This window comes from Schinkia acidoalkalinis (genome assembly GCF_054301215.1).
In genome coordinates, this window is the sequence record NZ_CP182573.1 from 1,972,245 (window position 1) to 1,996,242 (window position 23,998).

Sequence of the window (23,998 nt, forward strand, 5' to 3'; positions counted from 1 at the left end):
GTTGTTCCTTCAAAACTAGATAATCTGCATTCATATTCACTTATTTGGTTAAGTCCTCGATCGATTAGTATCTGTCAGCTCCACGTATCGCTACGCTTCCACCTCAGACCTATCTACCTCATCGTCTCTGAGGGATCTTACTTCTTACGAATGGGAAATCTCATCTCGAGGGGGGCTTCATGCTTAGATGCTTTCAGCACTTATCCCGTCCGCACATAGCTACCCAGCGATGCCTTTGGCAAGACAACTGGTACACCAGCGGTGCGTCCATCCCGGTCCTCTCGTACTAAGGACAGCTCCTCTCAAATTTCCTGCGCCCACGACGGATAGGGACCGAACTGTCTCACGACGTTCTGAACCCAGCTCGCGTACCGCTTTAATGGGCGAACAGCCCAACCCTTGGGACCGACTACAGCCCCAGGATGCGATGAGCCGACATCGAGGTGCCAAACCTCCCCGTCGATGTGGACTCTTGGGGGAGATAAGCCTGTTATCCCCAGGGTAGCTTTTATCCGTTGAGCGATGGCCCTTCCATGCGGAACCACCGGATCACTAAGCCCGACTTTCGTCCCTGCTCGACTTGTAGGTCTCGCAGTCAAGCTCCCTTGTGCCTTTACACTCTGCGAATGATTTCCAACCATTCTGAGGGAACCTTTGGGCGCCTCCGTTACTCTTTGGGAGGCGACCGCCCCAGTCAAACTGCCCACCTGACACTGTCTCCCGCCCCGATCAGGGGCGTGGGTTAGAATTTCAATACAGCCAGGGTAGTATCCCACCGATGCCTCCACCGAAGCTGGCGCTCCGGCTTCTCAGGCTCCTACCTATCCTGTACAAGCTGTACCAAAATTCAATATCAGGCTGCAGTAAAGCTCCATGGGGTCTTTCCGTCCTGTCGCGGGTAACCTGCATCTTCACAGGTACTATGATTTCACCGAGTCTCTCGTTGAGACAGTGCCCAAGTCGTTACACCTTTCGTGCGGGTCAGAACTTACCTGACAAGGAATTTCGCTACCTTAGGACCGTTATAGTTACGGCCGCCGTTTACTGGGGCTTCGATTCAGAGCTTCTCCGTAAAGGATAACCCCTCCTCTTAACCTTCCAGCACCGGGCAGGTGTCAGCCCCTATACTTCGCCTTACGGCTTCGCAGAGACCTGTGTTTTTGCTAAACAGTCGCTTGGGCCTATTCACTGCGGCTCTCTCGCGCTTGCACGCTACCAGAGCACCCCTTCTCCCGAAGTTACGGGGTCATTTTGCCGAGTTCCTTAACGAGAGTTCTCTCGCGCATCTTAGGATTCTCTCCTCGCCTACCTGTGTCGGTTTGCGGTACGGGCACCTTCTACCTCGCTAGAAGCTTTTCTTGGCAGTGTGGAATCAGGAACTTCGGTACTATTTTCCCTCGCCATCACAGCTCAGCCTTTACAATGAGCGGATTTGCCTACTCATTAGCCTAACTGCTTGGACGCGCACAACCAACGGCGCGCTTGCCCTATCCTACTGCGTCCCTCCATTGCTCAAACGGTAAAGAGGTGGTACAGGAATATCAACCTGTTGGCCATCGCCTACGCCTTTCGGCCTCGGCTTAGGTCCCGACTAACCCTGAGCGGACGAGCCTTCCTCAGGAAACCTTAGGCTTTCGATGGACAGGATTCTCACCTGTCTTTTCGCTACTCACACCGGCATTCTCACTTCTAAGCGCTCCACCAGTCCTTTCGGTCTAGCTTCAAAGCCCTTAGAACGCTCCCCTACCACTGACACGTAAGTGTCAATCCTCAGCTTCGGTGGTACATTTAGCCCCGTTACATTTTCGGCGCAGAGTCACTCGACCAGTGAGCTATTACGCACTCTTTAAATGGTGGCTGCTTCTAAGCCAACATCCTGGTTGTCTGGGCAACTCCACATCCTTTGCCACTTAACGTACACTTTGGGACCTTAGCTGGAGGTCTGGGCTGTTTCCCTTTTGACCACGGACCTTATCACTCGTAGTCTGACTCCTAAGGATAAGTCTTTGGCATTCGGAGTTTGACTGAATTCGGTAACCCGATGGGGGCCCCTAGTCCAATCAGTGCTCTACCTCCAAGACTCTTACCTTAAGGCTAGCCCTAAAGCTATTTCGGGGAGAACCAGCTATCTCCAAGTTCGATTGGAATTTCTCCGCTACCCACACCTCATCCCCGCACTTTTCAACGTGCGTGGGTTCGGTCCTCCATCCAGTGTTACCTGGACTTCAACCTGGACATGGGTAGATCACCTGGTTTCGGGTCTACGACCACGTACTATAGCGCCCTATTCAGACTCGCTTTCGCTGCGGCTCCGTCTCTTCGACTTAACCTTGCACGGGATCGTAACTCGCCGGTTCATTCTACAAAAGGCACGCTGTCACCCATGAATGGGCTCCAACTACTTGTAGGCACACGGTTTCAGGATCTCTTTCACTCCCCTTCCGGGGTGCTTTTCACCTTTCCCTCACGGTACTGGTTCACTATCGGTCACTAGGGAGTATTTAGCCTTGGGAGATGGTCCTCCCAGCTTCCGACGGGATTTCACGTGTCCCGCCGTACTCAGGATCCACTCAAGAGGGAACGAAGTTTCAGCTACAGGGCTGTTACCTTCTTCGGCTGGCCTTTCCAGACCACTTCACCTACTTCATTCCTTTATAACTCCGTATAGAGTGTCCTACAACCCCAAGAGGCAAGCCTCTTGGTTTGGGCTGTTTCCGTTTCGCTCGCCGCTACTAAGGAAATCGCATTTGCTTTCTCTTCCTCCGGGTACTTAGATGTTTCAGTTCCCCGGGTCTGCCTTCAATACCCTATGTATTCAGGTAAAGATACTGTCCCATTACGAACAGTGGGTTTCCCCATTCGGAAATCTCCGGATCAAAGCTTACTTACAGCTCCCCGAAGCATATCGGTGTTAGTCCCGTCCTTCATCGGCTCCTAGTGCCAAGGCATTCACCGTGCGCCCTTACTAACTTAACCTAAGATGATTGATTGAATCATCATGATTGTAATAAGAACTTTCTTACAGTAAATATGAATGTTTACGATTATCTAGTTTTCAAGGAACAAGTTCTGAGAGAAATGCTCTCTCAAAACTAAACAAAATGTCAAAGCGCACCTTATTATCCTTAGAAAGGAGGTGATCCAGCCGCACCTTCCGATACGGCTACCTTGTTACGACTTCACCCCAATCATCTGTCCCACCTTAGGCGGCTGGCTCCAAAAGGTTACCCCACCGACTTCGGGTGTTACAAACTCTCGTGGTGTGACGGGCGGTGTGTACAAGGCCCGGGAACGTATTCACCGCGGCATGCTGATCCGCGATTACTAGCGATTCCGGCTTCATGTAGGCGAGTTGCAGCCTACAATCCGAACTGAGAATGGCTTTATGGGATTGGCTCCACCTCGCGGTCTTGCTTCCCTTTGTACCATCCATTGTAGCACGTGTGTAGCCCAGGTCATAAGGGGCATGATGATTTGACGTCATCCCCACCTTCCTCCGGTTTGTCACCGGCAGTCTCCCTAGAGTGCCCAACTGAATGCTGGCAACTAAGGACAAGGGTTGCGCTCGTTGCGGGACTTAACCCAACATCTCACGACACGAGCTGACGACAACCATGCACCACCTGTCACTCTGCCCCCGAAGGGGAAGTCCTATCTCTAGGATTGTCAGAGGATGTCAAGACCTGGTAAGGTTCTTCGCGTTGCTTCGAATTAAACCACATGCTCCACCGCTTGTGCGGGCCCCCGTCAATTCCTTTGAGTTTCAGTCTTGCGACCGTACTCCCCAGGCGGAGTGCTTAATGCGTTAGCTGCAGCACTGAAGGGCGGAAACCCTCCAACACTTAGCACTCATCGTTTACGGCGTGGACTACCAGGGTATCTAATCCTGTTTGCTCCCCACGCTTTCGCGCCTCAGCGTCAGTTACAGACCAAAGAGCCGCCTTCGCCACTGGTGTTCCTCCACATCTCTACGCATTTCACCGCTACACGTGGAATTCCGCTCTTCTCTTCTGCACTCAAGTTCCCCAGTTTCCAATGACCCTCCCCGGTTGAGCCGGGGGCTTTCACATCAGACTTAAAGAACCGCCTGCGCGCGCTTTACGCCCAATAAATCCGGACAACGCTTGCCACCTACGTATTACCGCGGCTGCTGGCACGTAGTTAGCCGTGGCTTTCTCGTTAGGTACCGTCAAGGCACCAGCAGTTAACTGATACTTGTTCTTCCCTAACAACAGAGCTTTACGACCCGAAGGCCTTCATCGCTCACGCGGCGTTGCTCCGTCAGACTTTCGTCCATTGCGGAAGATTCCCTACTGCTGCCTCCCGTAGGAGTCTGGGCCGTGTCTCAGTCCCAGTGTGGCCGATCACCCTCTCAGGTCGGCTACGCATCGTCGCCTTGGTGAGCCGTTACCTCACCAACTAGCTAATGCGCCGCGGGCCCATCTGTAAGTGATAGCCGAAACCATCTTTTATCATAAGACCATGTGGTCTCATGAGTTATCCGGTATTAGCTCCGGTTTCCCGAAGTTATCCCAGTCTTACAGGCAGGTTGCCCACGTGTTACTCACCCGTCCGCCGCTGAATCAAAGGAGCAAGCTCCTCGTCATCCGCTCGACTTGCATGTATTAGGCACGCCGCCAGCGTTCGTCCTGAGCCAGGATCAAACTCTCCAAAAAGTGTTTGATTGCTCAAAATTAAACTGACTTGTGTTGAACTCAAAGGTTCAACGTTATTTGCACGCTTGACATTTTGTTTAGTTTTCAAAGACCATTTCGTATCCGCTTCATTAGCGGCGACAAAAACAATTCTATCACTTCGCTTCGTAGAAGTCAACAAGTTTTTTAAGAATTATTTCACCGCGTTTTTCAACGTCGGAATTTTATAATACCAAAAGCATTATCACTTGTCAACCTATCTCTTTTATTTCAACTGCAACTTTTGGAGTTAAGTGCATTACTCAAGTCGCTGAAATAAATAACCTTTCAGGTCAGCAATAAATATTTTACAACTTATATTCACAGAAATCAATATCTTTTTAAGAATTTAAGTTTTATGATAAATACAACTATTAGCAAGCCTATACCATATTTGTAGGGAAACACAAGCCGTCCCCCCCTGTTTCACTAAAATCGTTTTCATATTCCAGTAGGTATTTTACTCTTTTCCTTTAATAGAAAGAGCAAGAAACGCCTCTCCGCCAATGGGTGTATATTTAATCGCGTTATCCAATAAAATATAGAGCAGTTGTGATAATCTTTGTGAATCTCCATTTACAATTAACGTTTCAGGTGCCACAAAGTGTAGGCTGATTTGTTTGGATTCAGCCAATGCACGAACGGATTCTACAGCTTCTTTTGCAATCGGACAAAAATCAAACGTTTCCTTCATAATTTCTACTTTTCTCGAATCAGATCGAGCCAAAGTTAGTTAATAAATCTCCTACTAATCCTGTCATACGTTTTACTTCATTTTTTTAATTTATAAGTAGTTTATTAGCGTAATCCTCCTTTTTTAAATCCAACGTCATTTCCATTGCATTAATTGATGATAGCATAACACTTAGAGGTGTCCGTAATTCATGTGAAGCATCTGCGACAAATTCCCGCTGTCTTGAAAAAGCGCGGGAAATCGGAGCCATTGCCTTTTTGGACATATAGTAACTTATAACAAGGGCCACACCTGAAAATAGGATAGCTAACCCTACTAGAATGATTGGCAACAATTTAAAAACTTGGTAAGCCAACGAAACTTCCTTCCCAATATAAAGCATGCCAACCATTTCGCCATGATTGAAAATGGGCTCACCAGCAATTATAAGCCGAATGATTTTCATTCTTTGAGCGGGGCGAAAATCCCTTCTTTCACTATTTGACCATCTATCAAAAAAGGGAACATGATAAGTTTCTTGAAGTACCTTATTTCTGTCAGGCTCCCAACCCGAGACCGTACTTAAAATTTGTGTTCGCAGTTCTGGTATTAGTTCATCTCCAAGTACCAGCTGTCCAGAGCGATTCACTACATAATAGAAAAATTGATCGGCACCTTTTACAAGGGTCTCTTGATTGCGAAACTCTAAACGCCCTTTATGATTCTGATACTGCAAGTAATCCTCAATATTTCTCGCTTCCTGAATGACGCTAGCTTCAAGTTCACGTTCTTGGTCTTTGAAAATAGCCATATATAATATCGTATAGACAATCATAATAAAAAGAACAAGAAAAAGCATAAGTAAACCGGTGTATAAGAACGTTAATCTTACAAAACTTCAATTCTTTCTTTACTTCTTTGCGAAGGCATTATTATTTTATTGGATCCAATTTCTTTTGGAAAGGAATTCCGATGATTAAACAGGAAATTATAATGTCCGGCGCCATTTTGATGATAATGAGGCCGGACATTGTTATTCGTTATTCGTTATTCGTTATTCGTTATTGCAGCTGAACACATAGGCAGGAGGAACATTTCTATATTCACGTTTAACATCAATCTGTTTAAAAAACTCGCTTATGAACGCCTTCTTAAATAGCGTATATTGAAAAGTTATAAATTTCCCATTGCTGCCTAATATACTTTGTGTTTTATCCAAAATAGCCTCGGAAACATTCTTAGGCAAGCTAGCAAACGGCAATCCAGAAATCACATAGTCTATATAAGGAATATTAAATTCGTTTAGATGACTATCGATGTCCTCTGCCGATCCATGCACGATGATAAGATTTTTCTGGTTGTTATACTTTTCCTTTAACAGTCTGTAAAACTCGATATTATTCTCAATTAACATCACAACCGTAGCTGGCTTTCTATACTTCAGGATTTTCTCTGTAAATACTCCCGTACCTGGTCCATACTCAACAATATAGTTAGCCTCGTCGAAGCAAACACTACTAATCATCTTTTCGGCAAGATACCCTGAACTCGGATAAACTGCTCCGACCTTTCTTGGATTTAACATATATTGAAGAAAAAATAGATTTGCTTTTTTCATTTCCTATCACTCCACAGGTTATAAAATCTTTTAAAATTTATACTTTATTATTATCCATTAGTTATCTTAATTTTGGAATAACTATTTTCAAATTTGAGATTTTGATTAATCATTTTATTGGCAATTGAACCCTCTCATGGCTAAAGCCACGAGATTCCTACGTACAGAAACCTATCGGTTTCTATTAGATTAGGCTATCTCCACAGTTCCTGCGGTTAATCGCAATGCTTCATTGCGAATATTGATACTTGCGTTAAGGTCTCGTTGGTGATGGCATTTGCACATTGGGCATGTCCATTCACGCAAAGCAAGGTTTTTAACGTCTTTATGTTGGTGTCCACAATTTGAGCATAGTTGACTGGAAGCAAAAGTTTTCGCAACGATTACTACTTGCTTTCCGTACCATTTGGCTTTGTACTCTATCATCGTTCTAAATTGTGACCACGATACTTCACTAATTGCTTTGGCAAGATTTCTATTTTTAAGCATATTGCTTACCGACAAATTCTCAATCCCAATGATGTCGTGGTTTTTGACAATATGAGTTGAGATTTTATCTAGCATATCCTTCCTTGCATTTGTGATTTTTTCATGGATCTTTGCGACTTTTACACGTTGTTTATGCCAATTAGAAGAATTTATTTGTCGTCTAGAAAGAATACGCTGTGCTTTTACTAATTTTTCTTCCAATGTGCGGAAAAACTTTGGATTTTCGTATACTGTACCATCGGAAAGTGTAGCAAAATCTTTAAGTCCTACATCAATTCCCACTGCCGAGCCTGTTTTTTCTAATGGCTGTACTTCCGTTTCTACAAGAATAGATACAAAGTATTTGCCAGTCGCATTTCGCCTAATCGTAGCATTCATAATACGACCGTTGACTTCTTTGCTTTTTGCAAAACGTACAAGGCCAAGTTTAGGAAGTTTAATATGCTGATCTAAAACAGCAATATTGCCATTCACATATTTTGTTGTGTACGATTGAACAGGATTTTTTTTAGATTTAAAACGAGGGTCATTATTTTGTTTTTTATAATATCTTGTGTATGCATCGTGGACAATTTCAACAGACTTTTGAAGAGCAATACTATCGACTTCTATTAAAAGGGATATGATTCCTTTAGCTCAGGAAGGGCTTTTATCGATTTGTTTTTATTGAAACATTCACCCTTCCAATTATTTTGGGGAAGTTGACCATTCTGAACCATTTCATTCACGATATGCCAATACGCATCTTGCTGTTTTTGTTTTCCTACAAAGTAATTATAGACGAAACGACTACAACCAATAGTTTTAGCAATTAAAATTTCTTGTTTTTTGGTAGGATAGATTCTAAATTTGTATGCTTTTTTCACCTTCATTTTTAATTCACCCCGCCTTCAACTCTTTTTAACTAGGAAACTTTTTGATTACTACTCGTTAATTCAAACATACGTTCTGTTTAATTAGGTGTATAATAACATATGTCCTAGATTTAATCGAGGATATTTGTTCCAAAATAGATTATTTTTTTAACTACAGAATTAAGTATGTCGTACAATTGACGTGTCCCAAGACACGCCTTGTCCGAAGCCGATTCATCTCATGATTAAAATCACGAGTGTTCTCGGCTATATTATAAAAAAGATATATCCTACTTTAATTAAACGTTCATTTAAAGGCAATGAAAAAAGACCATCTTCGGATGATCCCTTTTTAGTTAATATAACTTTGATTTAACGAAATTCTTCCTTTTAGTACCTTTTCTTCAATAAGTTGGAATCCATATAAAAGAAATGCCAACACAGTAAAAACATACATCAACTGAATTTTTTTCATACGTACCAGAGATGCAATTCCAAACTTTTGCAGATAAGGCTCTAAAACATACGTAAAGGCTGAATCTGTTATTAAATTCAGGCCCATATATCTCATAAAATTGCCGTACGTCGACTTGAGAATCCAAAAGGAACCTACAAAGAATGGCCCAAACATAAAAGGAAACACGCCCGAAACAGAAGGATGAACTTTCTCGTACCACCACCACCATTTCCTCTTTTTCGCTATCAAATTAACCACTTTCACTATAATAGCCATAAATAATGATGCAGGGAGAAAGCGTTTAATGGATTCCTTGTCTGTAAAAGCAAATGAAAACCAAGAAAGAATCATCATCAAAGCTAAAAAGAGCTTAGAGTATTTCACGTCAACACCTCCTTGCATCTGTTAACAATAATTTCCCCAGATTTAAGAAAATTATGATATGTAAAAAAGAACCGGTTTTTTTATTTTACTTTTGCCACCCCTAATGCAAAATGGCTCCAAAGTATATCTTCTACTAATTCCGCTTGTGACTCTTCACAATCAATAATTAAGATGACTTCAGAATGCTTTCCTTTTAAAACTCTTTTCCTTTTCTTTATAACCAATTCCATAAAAAGTCGAATGGCAAATCCAAGAACAAATCCAACAAACGCACCGATCAGTCCCCAATAAATGGGTCCCCAAGCCAATTTAAACCCAACACTAGCTCCAATAACTGAAAAAGCAGTGGCAACTCCCATTCCAATATCAACCAAGCTTGTTCCGTCTGAGCGATGGATGTTATCGAAAATTTTACGGTCTTCTTCCCGATTATCCAGAGGAACAGCAAATATACTTTCTTTTTTAATTCCTTTCTTTTCAAGCGTTGAAATTGCCATTTCTAAAAATCCAGTGGTTTCAAATGTTGAAAATAGTTGCACATCAATCACTTCACTTTTTGTCCTTTTAGTATTTTGAAACCCTTCGATTGATAATTTTCGACTAAGTGATTCCTTAACTCTTTATCGAAGAGTTTATTATTCTCAACCGTATTAATATAAGAATCATATGCTGCAAATCCATAGTGTGATGGGATAAAAAGAAGCCATTCTGAATTTAAAGCCGAAGTTGCTTCCTTTACTTTTCCTAAAAACAAAAGTACAACAGCTTCTTGAATATGAGAACAATAATAAAAGACCACTAACCATACGATGAGAAAGAAAGCAGTTAAAATCCTATGGATATAAAGCTGCCCTAGCCCAGGGATAAACAATGACCACATAACGGAAAGGACAGGATTTCGCTTATCTAAGTAGTTAATCTCTAACGCTCCTAATGAAAATGTATTAAAACGGTGCTCCTCCCGCTCGGCTAAAAGGTAGACCTTATTCATATCTACTGTTGTCCGATAACTGTCCCAAATACCAAAAAGGTAAACAGGAATATACATAAGAAGCCATCTTGTATCTAATACCTCTTTTGCCACGTCAATATTCCCTTGAAAGGAATAAATCATCGAGGAATTAACATGTGCTTTAATATTAACAACAACTTCCCAAATGAATAATGCATATCCTCTAAGATATTTAGATAAAAGCATATGACCAAATCCGGGGAACGCTGCGGACCACCATGCAATAATATAAGGATTTCTTAAGTGCAACTGGGTTGTTCCTAAAATACTAACATGGGCTTTATATCGTCTGGCAGTATTATCAGTTGTATAATTATCCATTTAATCCACCCCCAGGAACGATTTATTATATATTTCCTAAAATAGGATACATTTATGCTTGTTGAATCTTCGGTCAATGATATGTTGTTTTGGTTATTACATATTATTTCTCTTGCAGTAAATATTAAATTTAGAACTAATTATAGGGACAATAAGACTATGACTGAAAAGGTAAATGAATGGAGGCCTATAGGATGACTCAAAAATTGGCTTTAAGTTCAAGTGAATTAGGAACATTGTGGATGACCTATCAGGAAAAAACGATGAACCAGAGAATGCTTGAATATTTTATAGAACAAGCAGATGATGATCGAGCAAAAGAAATTATGCAAGATACTCATAACCATATTATTAGCTATATTGAGGAAATAAAAAACATCTTTCAAAATGAAGGTGCTGTCATTCCAATTGGCTATACAGAGAAAGATGTTAATATTGGCGTACCTAAGCTGTATGATACCATGTTTGATATTATGTTTCTTCGTGTTCTTAAAGAAATAAGCATGGGATTACATACGCTCCATTTAAGTATGGCTTATCGCAAAGATATTGTGCTTTTTTATAAGGAATTAACTGCATTTACCCAAAGTGTTTACGATCAATGCGTGGACTATTTGCAAGAGAAAGCGGTGTTGCCGCATCCGCCTGCCGTATCTATGCCAAAAACAGTCGAGATTGCAAATGGAACTAATTATATGAGTGGTTTTAACTTGTTTTCTGAAAAAAGAGCATTAAATACAGTTGAAGTAGCTCATTTATACCACGCAATTGATACAAATATTATTGGAATGCAACTGATAACTGGTTTCGCACAGGTGGCAAATGAACCCGAAGTAAAAAAATACTTTATTAAAGGAAAAGAGTTAGCAAAAAAAGTAGTAACTGATTACACACAAATACTTCTTCAGAGTGATATTCAACCGCCTTCAACATGGGGGGCAAATGCAACTGACTCAAAAATAGCTCCTTTTTCGGATAAACTGATGCTGTATTGTACTGGTCTGTTGTGTAGCTTTGGTTTAGGAAGCAACGCTCTAGGAACTGCATTTAGCTTACGTAGTGACCTCCCCTTTAAAATGGTTGATACAGCAAAGGATATATTAAAATATGGACATGATGGAGCGGAAATCATAGCAAAAAATGGTTGGCTCGAAGAACCACCTCAAATGAAGGATAGAAATCTTTTAACTAAATAAACAAGTTGAGATTTATGGAATAATACAAGTTCTCCTAATTATAATGGGTTCTTGTATTATTTCACTTAAGATCACACTGTTATAAGAAGTCCTTTTATGCCTCTTAATTAAACATTTATTTAACTTTAAAAAGCTTGTTGCGCCACTAGAACCGTTCCCCCATGTTTCTTACATATTCGTAATGGCTTCACTTGTTGTCCATATGGCACTACCGAAAGCTCTATAGTTAGTAACAGCAGCATGAAAATCGTTTTCACTAATCGCGGCGGTTGCATCGTATACAACAGCTGTCTTGAAGCCATTTTCGATTAAATCCCTCATATGCGATTCAACACATACATTTGATAATACCCCAGCTAAAATTACTTGTTCTTTTCTACGTTGCCTTAATTGATAGACCAGATCATTTGTCTGAGGACCAGCTATCTTGTGCGGTGTTGCGATGACGGTTGTTTTGTCCCAGATATACGGAGCTAAAGTTGGAACATAATCGGCTCCCGGAGTTGGAGGACTATTTTGATTTAATTTCTGATAAACACGCAAATTAATCAACATCTCTTGTTCGTTCCCTGTAAACTGCCAATCATAGTCATGTGGATATAAAAAATGTGGAGAAACAAAAAGCTGATAACCTTTACTATGAGCAGTGCTTAAAAGTAGTTCCAAGTTGGCTAAAGTATTATTCTGTTTAATGTTAGCCTTTGTCAAATGATATCCCCTTCCGCCTGGAGACAAAAAGTCATTTTGAGGGTCAGTAATAACAATTGCAGTATTCCTTGGTTTTGGTTCAAACATAGAATTGTTCCCACCTTATTTATGTTTTCGCTTATTGATTATACGACCTATATTGCTTAAAAATTCCTTAGATAATCATATTCTCTTTCAAGTTTTGAAATGTTTTTGCATATGATCTTTACAAAATGCAAAGTCATCAAGACCCACGAAAGGGAGAGATTTCTGATTCAATTTCATAATGGCGAATCAAAGGCTAACAACGTATCATGGCTAACTGGGATATGCGCTGATTTGGCCACCTTTTCAGCTGGAAGGCAACTATTTAATACCCATTGTAAAAAAACCAGTTCCGATATTGGAAGCTGGTTTAGTAGATCTTCTATAAGCGTGAGATTAATTGTAAAATTTCACACGATCTTCAAGTGATTGGAATCCTTTTTCACCTGCTGGAGATGTTGGATTACCAAATGGCATTTGCGCAATCAGTTTCCAATTATCAGGGATATTCCATTCTTTTTTTACTTCATCATCAATTAGCGGATTATAGTGTTGTAAAGTTGCTCCTAGTCCCTCTGCATCTAATGCTGTCCATACAACTAATTGGTGCATACCTGATGCTTGATTTGACCAAATTGGGAAGTTATCCGCATAAGTAGCAAATTGTTCTTGAAATGATTTAATAACAGCTTCATCCTCAAAGAATAAAACGGTTCCATATCCCGCTTTAAAAGAATCCATTTTTTGTTGAGTTGATGAAAAGTCTCTATCCCCAACCACTTTTCTTAATGTTGCAGTTGTAATGTCCCATAATTTATTATGTGCTTCGCCAAACAATACAACAAGACGTGCCGTTTGATTATTGAAAGCGGAAGGCGTGTGTTTCACAGCAAATTCTACAATTTCTTTAATTTTTTCATCCGATACTTGTACATCTTTATTAATTCCGTAAATTGAACGTCTTTCTTTAAGTGCAGTGTAAAAATCTTTTTTTAACGCAATTGTCATAACAATGATTCCTCCATTTAAAAATCTTTAATTAATATGTCTCCATATAATATATCTCAAATTCGATATAACTTTAAAACAATAAAGAATTTCTGTCAATTAACTTGTTTTGTCCTTAACTTTACCTCGATTTTATGACAGAACTTTAGCACCATTATTAAAATAACCTTATTCCCGATAAAAGATGCCGCCTTAGAATAATTATTTTTCAGTTGCTGTATTCCCCTTTGAAATAGAGAATATATATATTCACAATCATCGCATCTATTAAAAAGAGCTGCCAAAATAGCTCAGTAATTAAAAATTTTTATTACCTTTTCAAAACCGGAATCCAAATTTCACTTGTCACAGATGGTGAAGTTAAATCTTGAGTTTTTATCGACAAGATTTCTGGCCCTTCTGCTACTTGATAATTCGAAGATGGAAACCACTCAGAATAAATCCTTCCCCAAGTTTCCTGTAGTGTAGCAGGAAAAGGTCCGGTTGATTCAAATATTGCCCATGTTAAAGCAGGAACTTCCAGTTTAGAAAAGTTTTCAGGGCATTCTTGTGTTGTTGCTACTCCTATACACTGATCAAGCTCTCCTTTTTCTTCCATACGTCCTTCAGAAAAGTTCGTTGATGCTTGAATAATACCTACCGGTTCAATATTTGAAAGCATTTTTAATTGTTCTATTTTTTTCATTGTCAATGATTTCCACATTGCTATAATTTCCGGGTTTTCCCCTTCAAAAATAATTGGAACTCTTTTCATAATACCAACTATGTTAAACCCCTCTTTTTGTTCGATTCGGTAATTCATTTCATGTCCTCCTTTAATTGATAATTGGAAGGTCATTGGTGGAAAGGCTTTTAATTGCTGTCCGTTATTCCTTGCTTCTGATGGTGTTACACCATGAAAATTTTGAAAAGCTCTAGTAAAAGAGTCTGGTGAATTGTACCCATATTTAACCGCAATATCAATTATCTTTAAATTACTATTTGTAAGCTCAAATGCTGCCAAGCTCAATCGTCTACGGCGAATGTATTCTGATAATGTTATACCTGCAAGAAAAGAAAACATTCTTGTAAAATGAAACTCGGAACAATGAGCGATTCTAGCCACTACTTTGAAATCTATGTCGTTGGTGAGGGTATCCTCAATATACCTCATTGATTCATTCATGCTTTTTAGCAAATCCATTAAATAACCTCCTTTCATCAATAGAATAACAGGAGTTGAATGTGTCAGTCCGACATTCCATGCACCATTTTGTCGGGTTAATACTATGTTTTACTAATCTGCCACCGGTTCATTTTAAAAAAATAATTCACAAATAATTTTAATTCAGTATGCCTGTTCTTGAAGCTTCCTCAACAATATGGCCCGAATGTAGAAAAAAAAATCCTGCATATCAATACAGGATTTTTAATCAAACTTTATTTAAATAATCAATCAAAACTACACAAGGAGTCTGGCTTACGTACCAATGATACGTCGCTCGATTTTTCTCTTACAATCACTTGGAATAAATTAGGGAAACAAGGAGAACCGTCCCCGCTGTTTCTACTCGACTGTTACGCTCTTTGCCAAATTCCGTGGCTTATCAACATCGCATCCACGTTGTAATGATGCGTAGTATGCAATAAGCTGTAATGGAATGACTGAGATTAATGGTGTCATTAATTCATGGACTGCTGGGATCACGAGGCGGTCTCCTTCTTGTTCTAAGCCTTTCATGCTTATAATGCAGGAGTTGGCGCCGCGTGCATCAACCTCTTTGACATTGCCGCGGATTCCAAGGTTTACGTTTTCTTGGGTTGCAATGGCGACAACTGGTGTGCCTTCTTCAATTAAAGCAATGGTGCCGTGTTTTAATTCACCGCCGGCAAATCCTTCTGCTTGGATATAAGAAATTTCTTTTAGTTTTAATGCCCCTTCTAAGCTCACATAATAATCAATGCCACGACCAATGAAGAAGCAATTTCTTGTTGTAGCTAGATATTCGCTTGCAATTTTGTCCATTTCTTCTTTTTGATTACAAAGTACTTCCATTGCGTTGGCAACAATGCTCAACTCGTAGATTGGGTCAAAGTCTAATGCAATTCCTTTTGCCCGTGCTGTATCAACAGCTAAAATTGCCAATACCGCCATTTGTGCAGTATAGGCTTTTGTTGAAGCCACCGCAATTTCCGGTCCTGCATAGAGGTGAAGAGTATAGTCTGCTTCACGTGATAGTGTTGACCCTGGTACGTTTGTTATTGTTAAGGCACGATGGCCTAATTCTTTAATTTTTACTAATACGGCACGGCTGTCCGCAGTTTCCCCGCTTTGAGAAATGAAAATGAACAAAGGCTTCTCAGATAATAATGGCATATTATATGAAAATTCACTTGCCACATGCACTTCTACAGGGATTTTAGCTAATCGCTCAATAAATTGTTTTCCAACTAGACCAGCATGATAACTCGTTCCACAAGCCACAATATAAATGCGGTCTGTTTCCTGCATAGCCTCACGGATATTATCATCTAGTTTAATATCATTATTTTCATCCTCATATTCTTGGATGATTTTACGCATAACAAATGGCTGCTCATCAATTTCCTTTAGCATGAAATGAGGGTATGTTCCTTTTTCAATATCACTGGCATCCAATTCACATTTATAAGGATTGCGCTCAATAATCTGACCATCAAGATTTTTAATGGTAATAGACTCTCTCGTTAAGATGACCATTTCTTTATCCATTAGTTCGATGTATTGGTCAGTCACTTGAAGCATTGCCATTGCATCACTTGCTACGACATTAAAATGATCGCCGACACCTACTAAGAGTGGGCTTTTATTTTTGGCTACATAGATTCTTTCGCTATCTTCTTTATCCAAAAGAGCCAGCGCATAAGAGCCTTTTAACTGTATAAGAGTTTTGCGAAAAGCTTCTTCAACAGAATAGCCAGCCTTGGCAAAATACTCAATCATTTGCACGATTACTTCTGTATCTGTATCGCTTTTCAGTAAAATATTCCCTAAGTAGTCACGTTTTAATTGCTCATAGTTTTCGATTACACCGTTATGAACAATCGTAAAACGGCCAGATGCACTTTGATGCGGATGGGCATTCTTTCTATTAGGAACGCCGTGGGTTGCCCAGCGTGTATGTCCAATTCCTGCTGTAGCCTCAACTGAAGCATCTACGGCTTCACGTAGGTCGGCAATCCGTCCCTTTTCTTTAAAAAACTGAACACCATCATTTGTTAATACAGCAATACCTGCTGAATCATATCCGCGGTATTCAAGCTTTTCCAAGCCCTTTAATAAAATCTCTTTCGTGTCATCCTGGCCGATATAGCCTACGATTCCGCACATATAAAGTTCCTCCTTGCCGGGACAAGAAAGCGGGGGCCCGTTCCGTCGTGTTGAGACCCTCCGGGGCCCGTCTTGCCCCGCCCTATTTACATTAGTTATTTGTATAATTCATATGAAAAAATCATACTTAACCGTTTATGCAAAGAGTTACCTCTTTGTTTTCGCTTAAGCTTACGGCTGTGATTCAACCGGGAGGCATCCGCCGACATTCGATAAAACCTCCTCCTCGTCAACTATTCTACTTTCGTCCAGAATAGCTCAGGCGCTTCTAAACTTTCTCTTACCTAACTTTGTCCACCTTTCTATTTTTTAAATGAAAAAAGCAAATCAACTTCATGTTACATTAGTCCCAAAAATTCGTCAATTTTTTTATTTTTCCAGCCATTTTTGAAGTTGATTATATAATAAAATATGCATAAACGGGCATTTACGTGCCGCCTATGCATATTTTTCCATAGAACTTGAATGGGTGCTTATTCAGCTCCTAGCTCCTCTTCCACGACAGCAACAACTTTATTTACGTAGTATTCACATCGTTCTTCAGTCGCTGCTTCTGCCATAACTCGAACAAGAGGCTCAGTACCAGATGGACGGACAAGGATGCGCCCGTTATCGCCCATTTCGGCCTCCACTTCTTTAATGATAGCTTGAATTCTTTCATTTGACCCGGCTAATGTGCGGTCTGTTACCCTTACATTTTTCAATAATTGCGGGAATTTATCCATTTCCTTCGCTAATTCAGATAGTTTTTTATTTGTTACCTTCATGATATTAACAAGTTGAATCGCTGATAGCATTCCATCGCCTGTTGTAATATAGTCTAGAAAAATGATATGACCAGATTGCTCTCCGCCTAGGTTATAGCCATTCTTTCTCATTTCTTCCATTACATAACGGTCGCCAACGGCTGTTTGTACGCTTTTCATTTCATTTGCTTCAAGTGCTTTGTAGAAGCCAAGATTACTCATGACCGTTGAAACAACCGTTTCATTATTTAGTCTGCCACGTTCATGTAAGTATTTAGCACAGATATACATGATTTGGTCGCCGTCAACGATGTCCCCATTTTCATCAATGGCGATTAGACGATCCCCATCTCCGTCAAAAGCTAAACCAATATCCGCCTGTCTTTCCAGAACAAATTTCGCTAAGTTTTCCGGGTGTGTTGATCCTACTCCGTCATTAATATTTAAACCATCAGGGTTGACAGCCATTGTTGAAAGATCCGCTTCTAAATCAGCAAATAAATGTGGAGCAAGTGATGATGTTGCTCCATTAGCACAGTCTAGCGCAACATGAATGCCAGAGAATTCTTCATCAACGGTTTGCTTTAAATATTGCAGATATTTTTGACCACCCTCAAAATAATCAATCACTTGCCCTAAGTTCGCCCCTGTCGGTCTTGGCAATGTATCTTCAGCATGATCAAGCAGTTCTTCAATTTCATTTTCCTGTTCATCTGTTAATTTAAAGCCATCTGGTCCGAAAAATTTAATGCCATTATCTTCAACAGGGTTATGAGAAGCAGAAATCATGACGCCCGCTTGAGCTCCCAATGCTTTTGTTAGAAAGGCTACACCAGGTGTAGAAATGACACCTAATCTCATTACTTCCGCCCCGATTGATAACAATCCGGCAACTAATGCACCTTCCAGCATCGGGCCGGAAACTCTTGTATCACGTCCAATAATAACCTTTGGTGTGGATGCAGCTTTCGTTAAAACATATCCTCCAAAGCGACCGAGTTTAAAAGCAAGTTCAGGTGTTAACTCACTATTGGCAACACCTCGAACACCATCGGTTCCAAAATATTTTCCCATTTTTATCGCTCCTTTTTAGATTAAACCGTATTTTATGCTCCAGCTAGTCATTTACTATATCTACAAGAGCTTTGTCGGGGTTAATATCCCATCTTATATCCTGCGGACCTGAAACAACATCAATATCCATTTCATATTCACCTTTTGAAAATCCACCTGCATTTAACCTAACGTCAAAATCATCGGGCCCAATATTATCAATTACTTTTTTAGCGCCATATATGGTTACATTTACGAGCCCATCTTCTGGGGCAATTAACGAAATACCTTGGGAATTAGGGACCCCATTAATTTTTATCGGAACATTCGTTATTGTTTTACTTGCTTCAGGCTCTACATCAACCTTTATCGTCAGAACTTCCGGGGTTACTTTAATAGCCCCCTCAGGAACTGGTACTTTTACATCAATACTTTGGTCTTTATCGATTTTCGATAAATCAACTTCTAAATCTTCTATCATTTTGATATTATCAATTTTTTCTTTCTTACCATACACTGTGATTTCTGTCGGCGTTGCTTCAAATGATTGAATGCTTAGTCCCTTTGGTAAACTACCTTTGCGATTTATTTTGTATGGCACCTTTTTATTTGGTGGATTGATTGGAACCTTTACCTCGACAACGGCCGGAACAATTTCCAATTTCAATTCTTCCCCATTATGGTCGAATACTTTAAGCGGCACGTCCGCTTTGACTGTATCATCGGCCCCTGCAATATCCACATAACCTTCCACAAAACCAATTTTTTGGACCTGATCTAAAGAGCCTCTAATTGCCACACTATTTGGTACAGAAATCGGTTGTTCAGCCGTATACCCTGCAGGTAGTTTGTCTTCATTTACAACTTGAATTTTAACCGACATGATTTGCTCCACTTTTTCCTGTATTGTTACATCAACAGTCGGTGGATCTGTTTTTACAGATAAGTTTTCGGAAAAGTTACGATATTCAACTCGGACTTTATGGGAACCTGGCGATAAATTTCGCAAATCAACAAACACCTCATAGTCCCCTTGAGCTTCCACCGTTTTAATAACACTGCTGCTTCCTTCAACGTAGACATTTACCGTTTGCGGTAAACCGGAAACGACGAATTTATCCTGATTGTAATAAACTTTGAGCGGAACATTGGAAAGAGCTTCAGTTTTATGACTTACTTGTGGGAGACTTCCAACTGGGGCAGGGGTGTTACCCGACTCCATATTCACGTTTGCCCAAAGCATTAATGCCAAAAACAAAGAAAGAATTCGAACAAACCACGGACTATTTAACCATTGATCAATTTTCACTCTTCTTCCCCCTCCAATTCCAGCGTGATGAGGAAGCTGCTTTCGCATTCAGTGTTAACTCCTCTGTTAACATTTCTTTCAGTTTGTCATTCGTTAAATTACGATACAACTCTCCATTCTTGGTAAGAGATATACCTCCTGTTTCTTCAGAAACAACGATAGTGATGCTATCTGTTACTTCACTAATTCCTAAGGCTGCACGGTGGCGTGTCCCTAATTCCTTTGAAATAAATGGACTTTCTGAAAGCGGCAAATAACATGCAGCCGCTTTAATTTCATTTTCCTTCACAATAACAGCACCGTCATGTAGAGGTGTGTTCGGAATAAAAATATTAATTAACAGTTCAGATGAAACCTTCGCATTTAATGGGATTCCTGTTTCAATATAGTCCCCCATTCCGGTTTCTCGTTCTATGGACAATAGTGCACCAATTCGACGTTTTGCCATATATGTAATCGACTTTACAATTTCATCTATAGTTTTTGAAATCATTTCTTCTTCAGGTATAGCACTTCTAGAAAATAACCGGCCACGTCCTAACTGCTCAAGTGCCCGCCTAAGTTCCGGCTGGAAGATAATGATGATTGCCAAAAACCCCCATGTTAAGGCTTTGTCCATTAACCATTGCATGGTCGTTAACCCGAAAAAACTGCTAAGGAACCATACTGCAATGATTACTAAAATGCCTTTCAATAACTGGACAGCTTTTGTTCCACGGATTAACATGATTAATTTATATATTACAAAGGCAACGAGTAAAACATCGATGGCCTCTCCCAGATAATCTAAAATTGGAAAGTCCCTTAAAGGCATTTTCACACTTCCTCTTTTGAAAAATTCAGGTATAGCCGATAACGACCCTATTATAACACAAATTAGATAGATACACCTTTTTTAAAAGGGAGTTACAAATCTCTTTTTTATAATAGGATGGATATGCGCCGTAGAGCTTTTTTTTGCAAAATAAAAAGGCTATCCTTTATCCAGATAGCACCTTGTATTTAGAAAAGTCGGCTAAAGAAGCTTTTTGTATTGTACCAAAGCCACCCAAAAACCTCATCAATTTCTTCAATCTCTCCGGTTACTTGACCGGCGGATGCCATATATTGATCGCCGTTAATGACGACAACATCGCCGTGCACTTCACCTTCTATTTTTAAATCACCATTCCTGACAATGACATCACCTTCAACAACTTCTCCTTTAGGAACAATGACGGTATGATCCTTAATTTGTAAATTGGATTGTTTTGAGACCGATAACTCTGCATTGTTATTCCAAGTTGAAAATACACTGCCTCCCATTAGAATGATAAAAACAGCTGCAGCAGCCAACATTGGATGAGCCTTAACCCACCTTTGATAAGTTGCAACTGGCTTTTCTTTCGGCAGATTTGCCATCACATTATTTGTAAAGTTTAAGGGAGCTTGAATATGCGCTGTACTTTGAACAAAGGCGATTGCTTTTTTAAGTTCCTGAAAATGGCTCTGACAACTTGGACATCCATTTAAATGATTTCTGAGTTGCTTTTCCTCTTCTGTTGTTATTTCTTCATCTAAGAATTTATGCATTAACTCAACATAGGTTTGTGAACATTGCATTTTTTTCACCCCTTTAAACATCACGTAATCTTTTCCTTAATGCTTCCCTTCCCCTATGTATACGAGTTTTTACAGTTCCTATCGGCAAATCAAGTATTTCCCCGATTTCCTTTAACGAAAGCTCCTCAATATATTTTAAGACGATGACGGACCTATACATAACCGGAAGTTCATCGATTCCTTGTTGAATCCACTCTTGAAACTCCAGGCTTTCAACCATTTCCTCCGGCTGTGGATCATCTGATGGTATTTGTGAATACATCGTGAGTCCTTCAGTTCCCTCAATTTCTGCATCGAGAAAAAAGTCTGGTTTCTTCTTTCTTAACCGGTCAATTGAAAGGTTTGTTGCAATTCGATAGAGCCAAGAAGAAAATTTCCGATTCAGATCATAACTATTGATATTAATATAAGCTCTTATGAAAGCTTCCTGTGCAATATCTTCGGCATCATGGCGATTGCCAACCATCCTGTAACAAAGCTGAAACACTTTGTCCTTGAAGAGGTCAACGATTTCAGAGAATGCATTTTGATCACCTTTTTTGACCTGTTTTATCCTCTTTTTTATTAGATCATCCATTTATCTTTTCCCTCCGCTACTTGCGGTTATTATTATTTACGATGAACCAGACAAAAAAGTTTCAATCATAATAATAACATTTTTTGTTTTTTATGTATTCAAATTGCTAAGCTTGGATACCTTTATATGTAATAATATGGAATTTCCTCTCAGAAGGGAAGTATAAGTTCGTAGGAGAGAATGACTATTTTATTGAATGAAAAAACTTTTGATAAAATAGGGAAAGAGGATACAGGCACACCCTCTATCCTTTGCATTTATTTCAGTTTTTCCCCTAGTAAAGACCCCATTAAAGCAACAGCTAATGATGCAGTTTTATTCTTTTCATCCAAGATTGGGTTCACCTCTACAAACTCGGCTGAAGTAATGATTTCGGATTCAGCCAGCATTTCCATCGCTAAATGACTTTCGCGATAACTAAGGCCCCCCATAACAGGTGTTCCGACACCAGGAGCATCACTAGGGTCTAAGCCGTCAAGATCAAGGCTTAAATGCACACCATCTGTCCGTGCCGATAAGTAGCTGATTGTTTCTTCCATCACAGCTGTCATACCCATACGATCGATTTCATGCATAGTGTAGACACGGATCCCTTTGTCACGAATAAGCTTCTTTTCACCGTCATCAAGGGAACGTGCGCCAATAATTACGACATTCTCCGGCTTCACCTTTGGCGAGTAGCCAGCAATGTTAATTAAGTCTGGATGACCAATCCCGAGGCAAATAGCAAGTGGCATGCCATGAATATTTCCGGACGGGGATGTTTCAGCTGTATTTAAATCTCCATGAGCATCATACCAAATCACACCTAAATTTTTGTAATGTTTTGCGATTCCCGCAATGGATCCAATCGCAATGCTATGGTCCCCGCCTAGCATCAACGGAAAATGATTGGCTTTAATCGCTTCATCAACTTTTGCTGCTAGTTTTTCACTCGCATCGGCAACTTCTTTTAAGTTTTTTAAATTTGTATCCATCATAATTTCTTTACGTGGTGGCCTTTTAATTACAATGTCCCCCAGGTCCTCAATCTGGTATTGTAATGCCTCTAAGCGTTCAACAACACCTGCATAACGAATGGCACTCGGACCCATATCTACCCCACGTCTTGTTTGCCCTAAATCAATCGGCATACCAATAATAGATATATTTTTATTCATCCTGGCACTCCCCCTTGCCTGCTTTTATTTATTATATTTTACATTTTTATATAGGGGTGACTCAACTGAGCAGGTTTTTGAATATATATGCAGGTGGTGTGGTGGGGAAGTGATTTTGGCGTTTTTGCGTGACTGGGTTGCTGCTTTGGCCGGGTTTTGGGAATGCGAAACGTTCTTGCGTGACCGGGTTGCTGCTTTGGGGCTAGTTTTGGGCACGTCGGGGGCGCTTGCGTGACCGACGTGCTGTTTTGGGGCTAGGGCCGGGTACGCGAGAGGCTCTTGCGTGACCGGGGTGCTGTTTTGGGGCTGGGACCGGGTACGTGAGATGCGCTTGCGTGACTAGGTTGCTGCTCAGATGCTAGGGTTGGGCACGTGAGGGGCGCTTGCGTAACCGAGGGGCTGCTTTGGAGCTGGTACTGGGTACGTGAGATGCGCTTGCGTGACTGGGTTGCTGCTCAGATGCTAGGGTTGGGCACGTGAGGGGCGCTTGCGTGACCGAGGGGCTGCTTTGGAGCTGGTACTGGGTACGTGAGATGCGCTTGCGTGACTGGGTTGCTGCTCAGATGCTAGGGTTGGGCACGTGAGGGGCGCTTGCGTGACCGGGGTGCTGTTTTGGGGGCGAGATTGGGCTCTACTTCTATATTCTAGTTACCAGAGACTTGCTTTTCTTGTGTTGTCGGGCTCTACTTCTTCATTATAGTGACCGGAATCTTGTTTTGCTTTCGTTGTCGGGCTCTACTCCCTCGCTATAGTGACCGCACAAC

The 23,998-nt window shown here is 40.6% G+C and carries 17 protein-coding genes, 2 rRNA genes and 1 pseudogene; 1 reads left to right on the forward strand and 19 read right to left on the reverse strand.

The window, feature by feature from the left end; all coding sequences use genetic code 11:
- Positions 1 to 44: 44 nt before the first annotated feature.
- The 9 genes and pseudogenes from ACNQFZ_RS10315 to ACNQFZ_RS10355 form a co-directional block, all read right to left on the reverse strand.
- Positions 45 to 2,976 (reverse strand): 23S ribosomal RNA (locus ACNQFZ_RS10315).
- Positions 2,977 to 3,129: 153 nt separating this feature from the next.
- Positions 3,130 to 4,676: ribosomal RNA gene (locus ACNQFZ_RS10320) — 16S ribosomal RNA — on the reverse strand.
- Together the 16S and 23S rRNA genes form the textbook arrangement of a ribosomal RNA operon.
- Positions 4,677 to 5,154: 478 nt before the next feature.
- Positions 5,155 to 5,421: a hypothetical protein gene (locus ACNQFZ_RS10325; protein ID WP_458415137.1), complete on the reverse strand. Its 267-nt coding sequence runs from the start codon at positions 5,419 to 5,421 to the stop codon at positions 5,155 to 5,157.
- Between the two features lie 52 nt (positions 5,422 to 5,473).
- Entirely contained in the window at positions 5,474 to 6,226 is a 753-nt protein-coding gene (locus tag ACNQFZ_RS10330) for a histidine kinase dimerization/phospho-acceptor domain-containing protein (protein ID WP_458415138.1), read from the reverse strand.
- Between the two features lie 195 nt (positions 6,227 to 6,421).
- Positions 6,422 to 6,985 (reverse strand): class I SAM-dependent methyltransferase, encoded by a 564-nt coding sequence (locus tag ACNQFZ_RS10335; protein WP_458415139.1) that lies wholly within the window; start codon positions 6,983 to 6,985, stop codon positions 6,422 to 6,424.
- A gap of 189 nt (positions 6,986 to 7,174) precedes the next feature.
- Positions 7,175 to 8,346: pseudogene (gene tnpB / locus ACNQFZ_RS10340) on the reverse strand (IS200/IS605 family element RNA-guided endonuclease TnpB).
- A gap of 334 nt (positions 8,347 to 8,680) precedes the next feature.
- A complete protein-coding gene (locus tag ACNQFZ_RS10345; RefSeq protein ID WP_458415140.1) occupies positions 8,681 to 9,169 on the reverse strand; it encodes a hypothetical protein in 489 nt (162 codons plus the stop codon).
- 80 nt (positions 9,170 to 9,249) lie between these two features.
- Entirely contained in the window at positions 9,250 to 9,708 is a 459-nt protein-coding gene (locus tag ACNQFZ_RS10350; protein WP_458415363.1) for a hypothetical protein, read from the reverse strand.
- A 5-nt stretch (positions 9,709 to 9,713) separates the two neighbouring features.
- Positions 9,714 to 10,502: a hypothetical protein gene (locus ACNQFZ_RS10355; protein WP_458415141.1), complete on the reverse strand. Its 789-nt coding sequence runs from the start codon at positions 10,500 to 10,502 to the stop codon at positions 9,714 to 9,716.
- A 194-nt stretch (positions 10,503 to 10,696) separates the two neighbouring features.
- Here ACNQFZ_RS10355 and ACNQFZ_RS10360 point away from each other — a divergent pair, with 194 nt between their 5' ends.
- On the forward strand, positions 10,697 to 11,698 hold the full coding sequence (locus ACNQFZ_RS10360; RefSeq protein WP_458415142.1) for a DUF3231 family protein: 1,002 nt from the start codon (positions 10,697 to 10,699) through the stop codon (positions 11,696 to 11,698).
- A 168-nt stretch (positions 11,699 to 11,866) separates the two neighbouring features.
- Here ACNQFZ_RS10360 and ACNQFZ_RS10365 read toward each other — a convergent pair whose 3' ends face one another.
- The 10 genes from ACNQFZ_RS10365 to rocF form a co-directional block, all read right to left on the reverse strand.
- Positions 11,867 to 12,493, reverse strand: coding sequence for a cysteine hydrolase (locus ACNQFZ_RS10365; protein ID WP_458415143.1), 627 nt, complete (start codon positions 12,491 to 12,493; stop codon positions 11,867 to 11,869).
- Positions 12,494 to 12,826: 333 nt separating this feature from the next.
- Positions 12,827 to 13,438 carry a nitroreductase family protein gene (locus ACNQFZ_RS10370; protein WP_458415144.1) on the reverse strand — a complete coding sequence of 204 codons (612 nt, stop codon included), beginning with the start codon at positions 13,436 to 13,438 and terminating at the stop codon, positions 12,827 to 12,829.
- 310 nt (positions 13,439 to 13,748) lie between these two features.
- Positions 13,749 to 14,621 carry an AraC family transcriptional regulator gene (locus tag ACNQFZ_RS10375; RefSeq protein WP_458415145.1) on the reverse strand — a complete coding sequence of 291 codons (873 nt, stop codon included), beginning with the start codon at positions 14,619 to 14,621 and terminating at the stop codon, positions 13,749 to 13,751.
- 363 nt (positions 14,622 to 14,984) lie between these two features.
- On the reverse strand, positions 14,985 to 16,787 hold the full coding sequence (gene glmS, locus ACNQFZ_RS10380) for a glutamine--fructose-6-phosphate transaminase (isomerizing) (RefSeq protein ID WP_458415146.1): 1,803 nt from the start codon (positions 16,785 to 16,787) through the stop codon (positions 14,985 to 14,987).
- A 473-nt stretch (positions 16,788 to 17,260) separates the two neighbouring features.
- Positions 17,261 to 18,607 carry a phosphoglucosamine mutase gene (gene glmM / locus ACNQFZ_RS10385; protein ID WP_458415147.1) on the reverse strand — a complete coding sequence of 449 codons (1,347 nt, stop codon included), beginning with the start codon at positions 18,605 to 18,607 and terminating at the stop codon, positions 17,261 to 17,263.
- 43 nt (positions 18,608 to 18,650) lie between these two features.
- Positions 18,651 to 19,895 carry a CdaR family protein gene (locus tag ACNQFZ_RS10390; RefSeq protein WP_458415148.1) on the reverse strand — a complete coding sequence of 415 codons (1,245 nt, stop codon included), beginning with the start codon at positions 19,893 to 19,895 and terminating at the stop codon, positions 18,651 to 18,653.
- On the reverse strand, positions 19,885 to 20,709 hold the full coding sequence (gene cdaA / locus ACNQFZ_RS10395; protein WP_458415149.1) for a diadenylate cyclase CdaA: 825 nt from the start codon (positions 20,707 to 20,709) through the stop codon (positions 19,885 to 19,887). The genes ACNQFZ_RS10390 and cdaA overlap by 11 nt, the downstream gene beginning before the upstream one ends.
- 188 nt (positions 20,710 to 20,897) lie before the next feature.
- Positions 20,898 to 21,497, reverse strand: coding sequence for a zf-HC2 domain-containing protein (locus ACNQFZ_RS10400; RefSeq protein ID WP_458415150.1), 600 nt, complete (start codon positions 21,495 to 21,497; stop codon positions 20,898 to 20,900).
- 13 nt (positions 21,498 to 21,510) lie between these two features.
- Positions 21,511 to 22,074, reverse strand: coding sequence for an RNA polymerase sigma factor SigW (sigW, locus tag ACNQFZ_RS10405; RefSeq protein ID WP_458415151.1), 564 nt, complete (start codon positions 22,072 to 22,074; stop codon positions 21,511 to 21,513).
- A 257-nt stretch (positions 22,075 to 22,331) separates the two neighbouring features.
- Positions 22,332 to 23,234 carry an arginase gene (gene rocF / locus ACNQFZ_RS10410; protein WP_458415152.1) on the reverse strand — a complete coding sequence of 301 codons (903 nt, stop codon included), beginning with the start codon at positions 23,232 to 23,234 and terminating at the stop codon, positions 22,332 to 22,334.
- Positions 23,235 to 23,998: the final 764 nt, after the last annotated feature.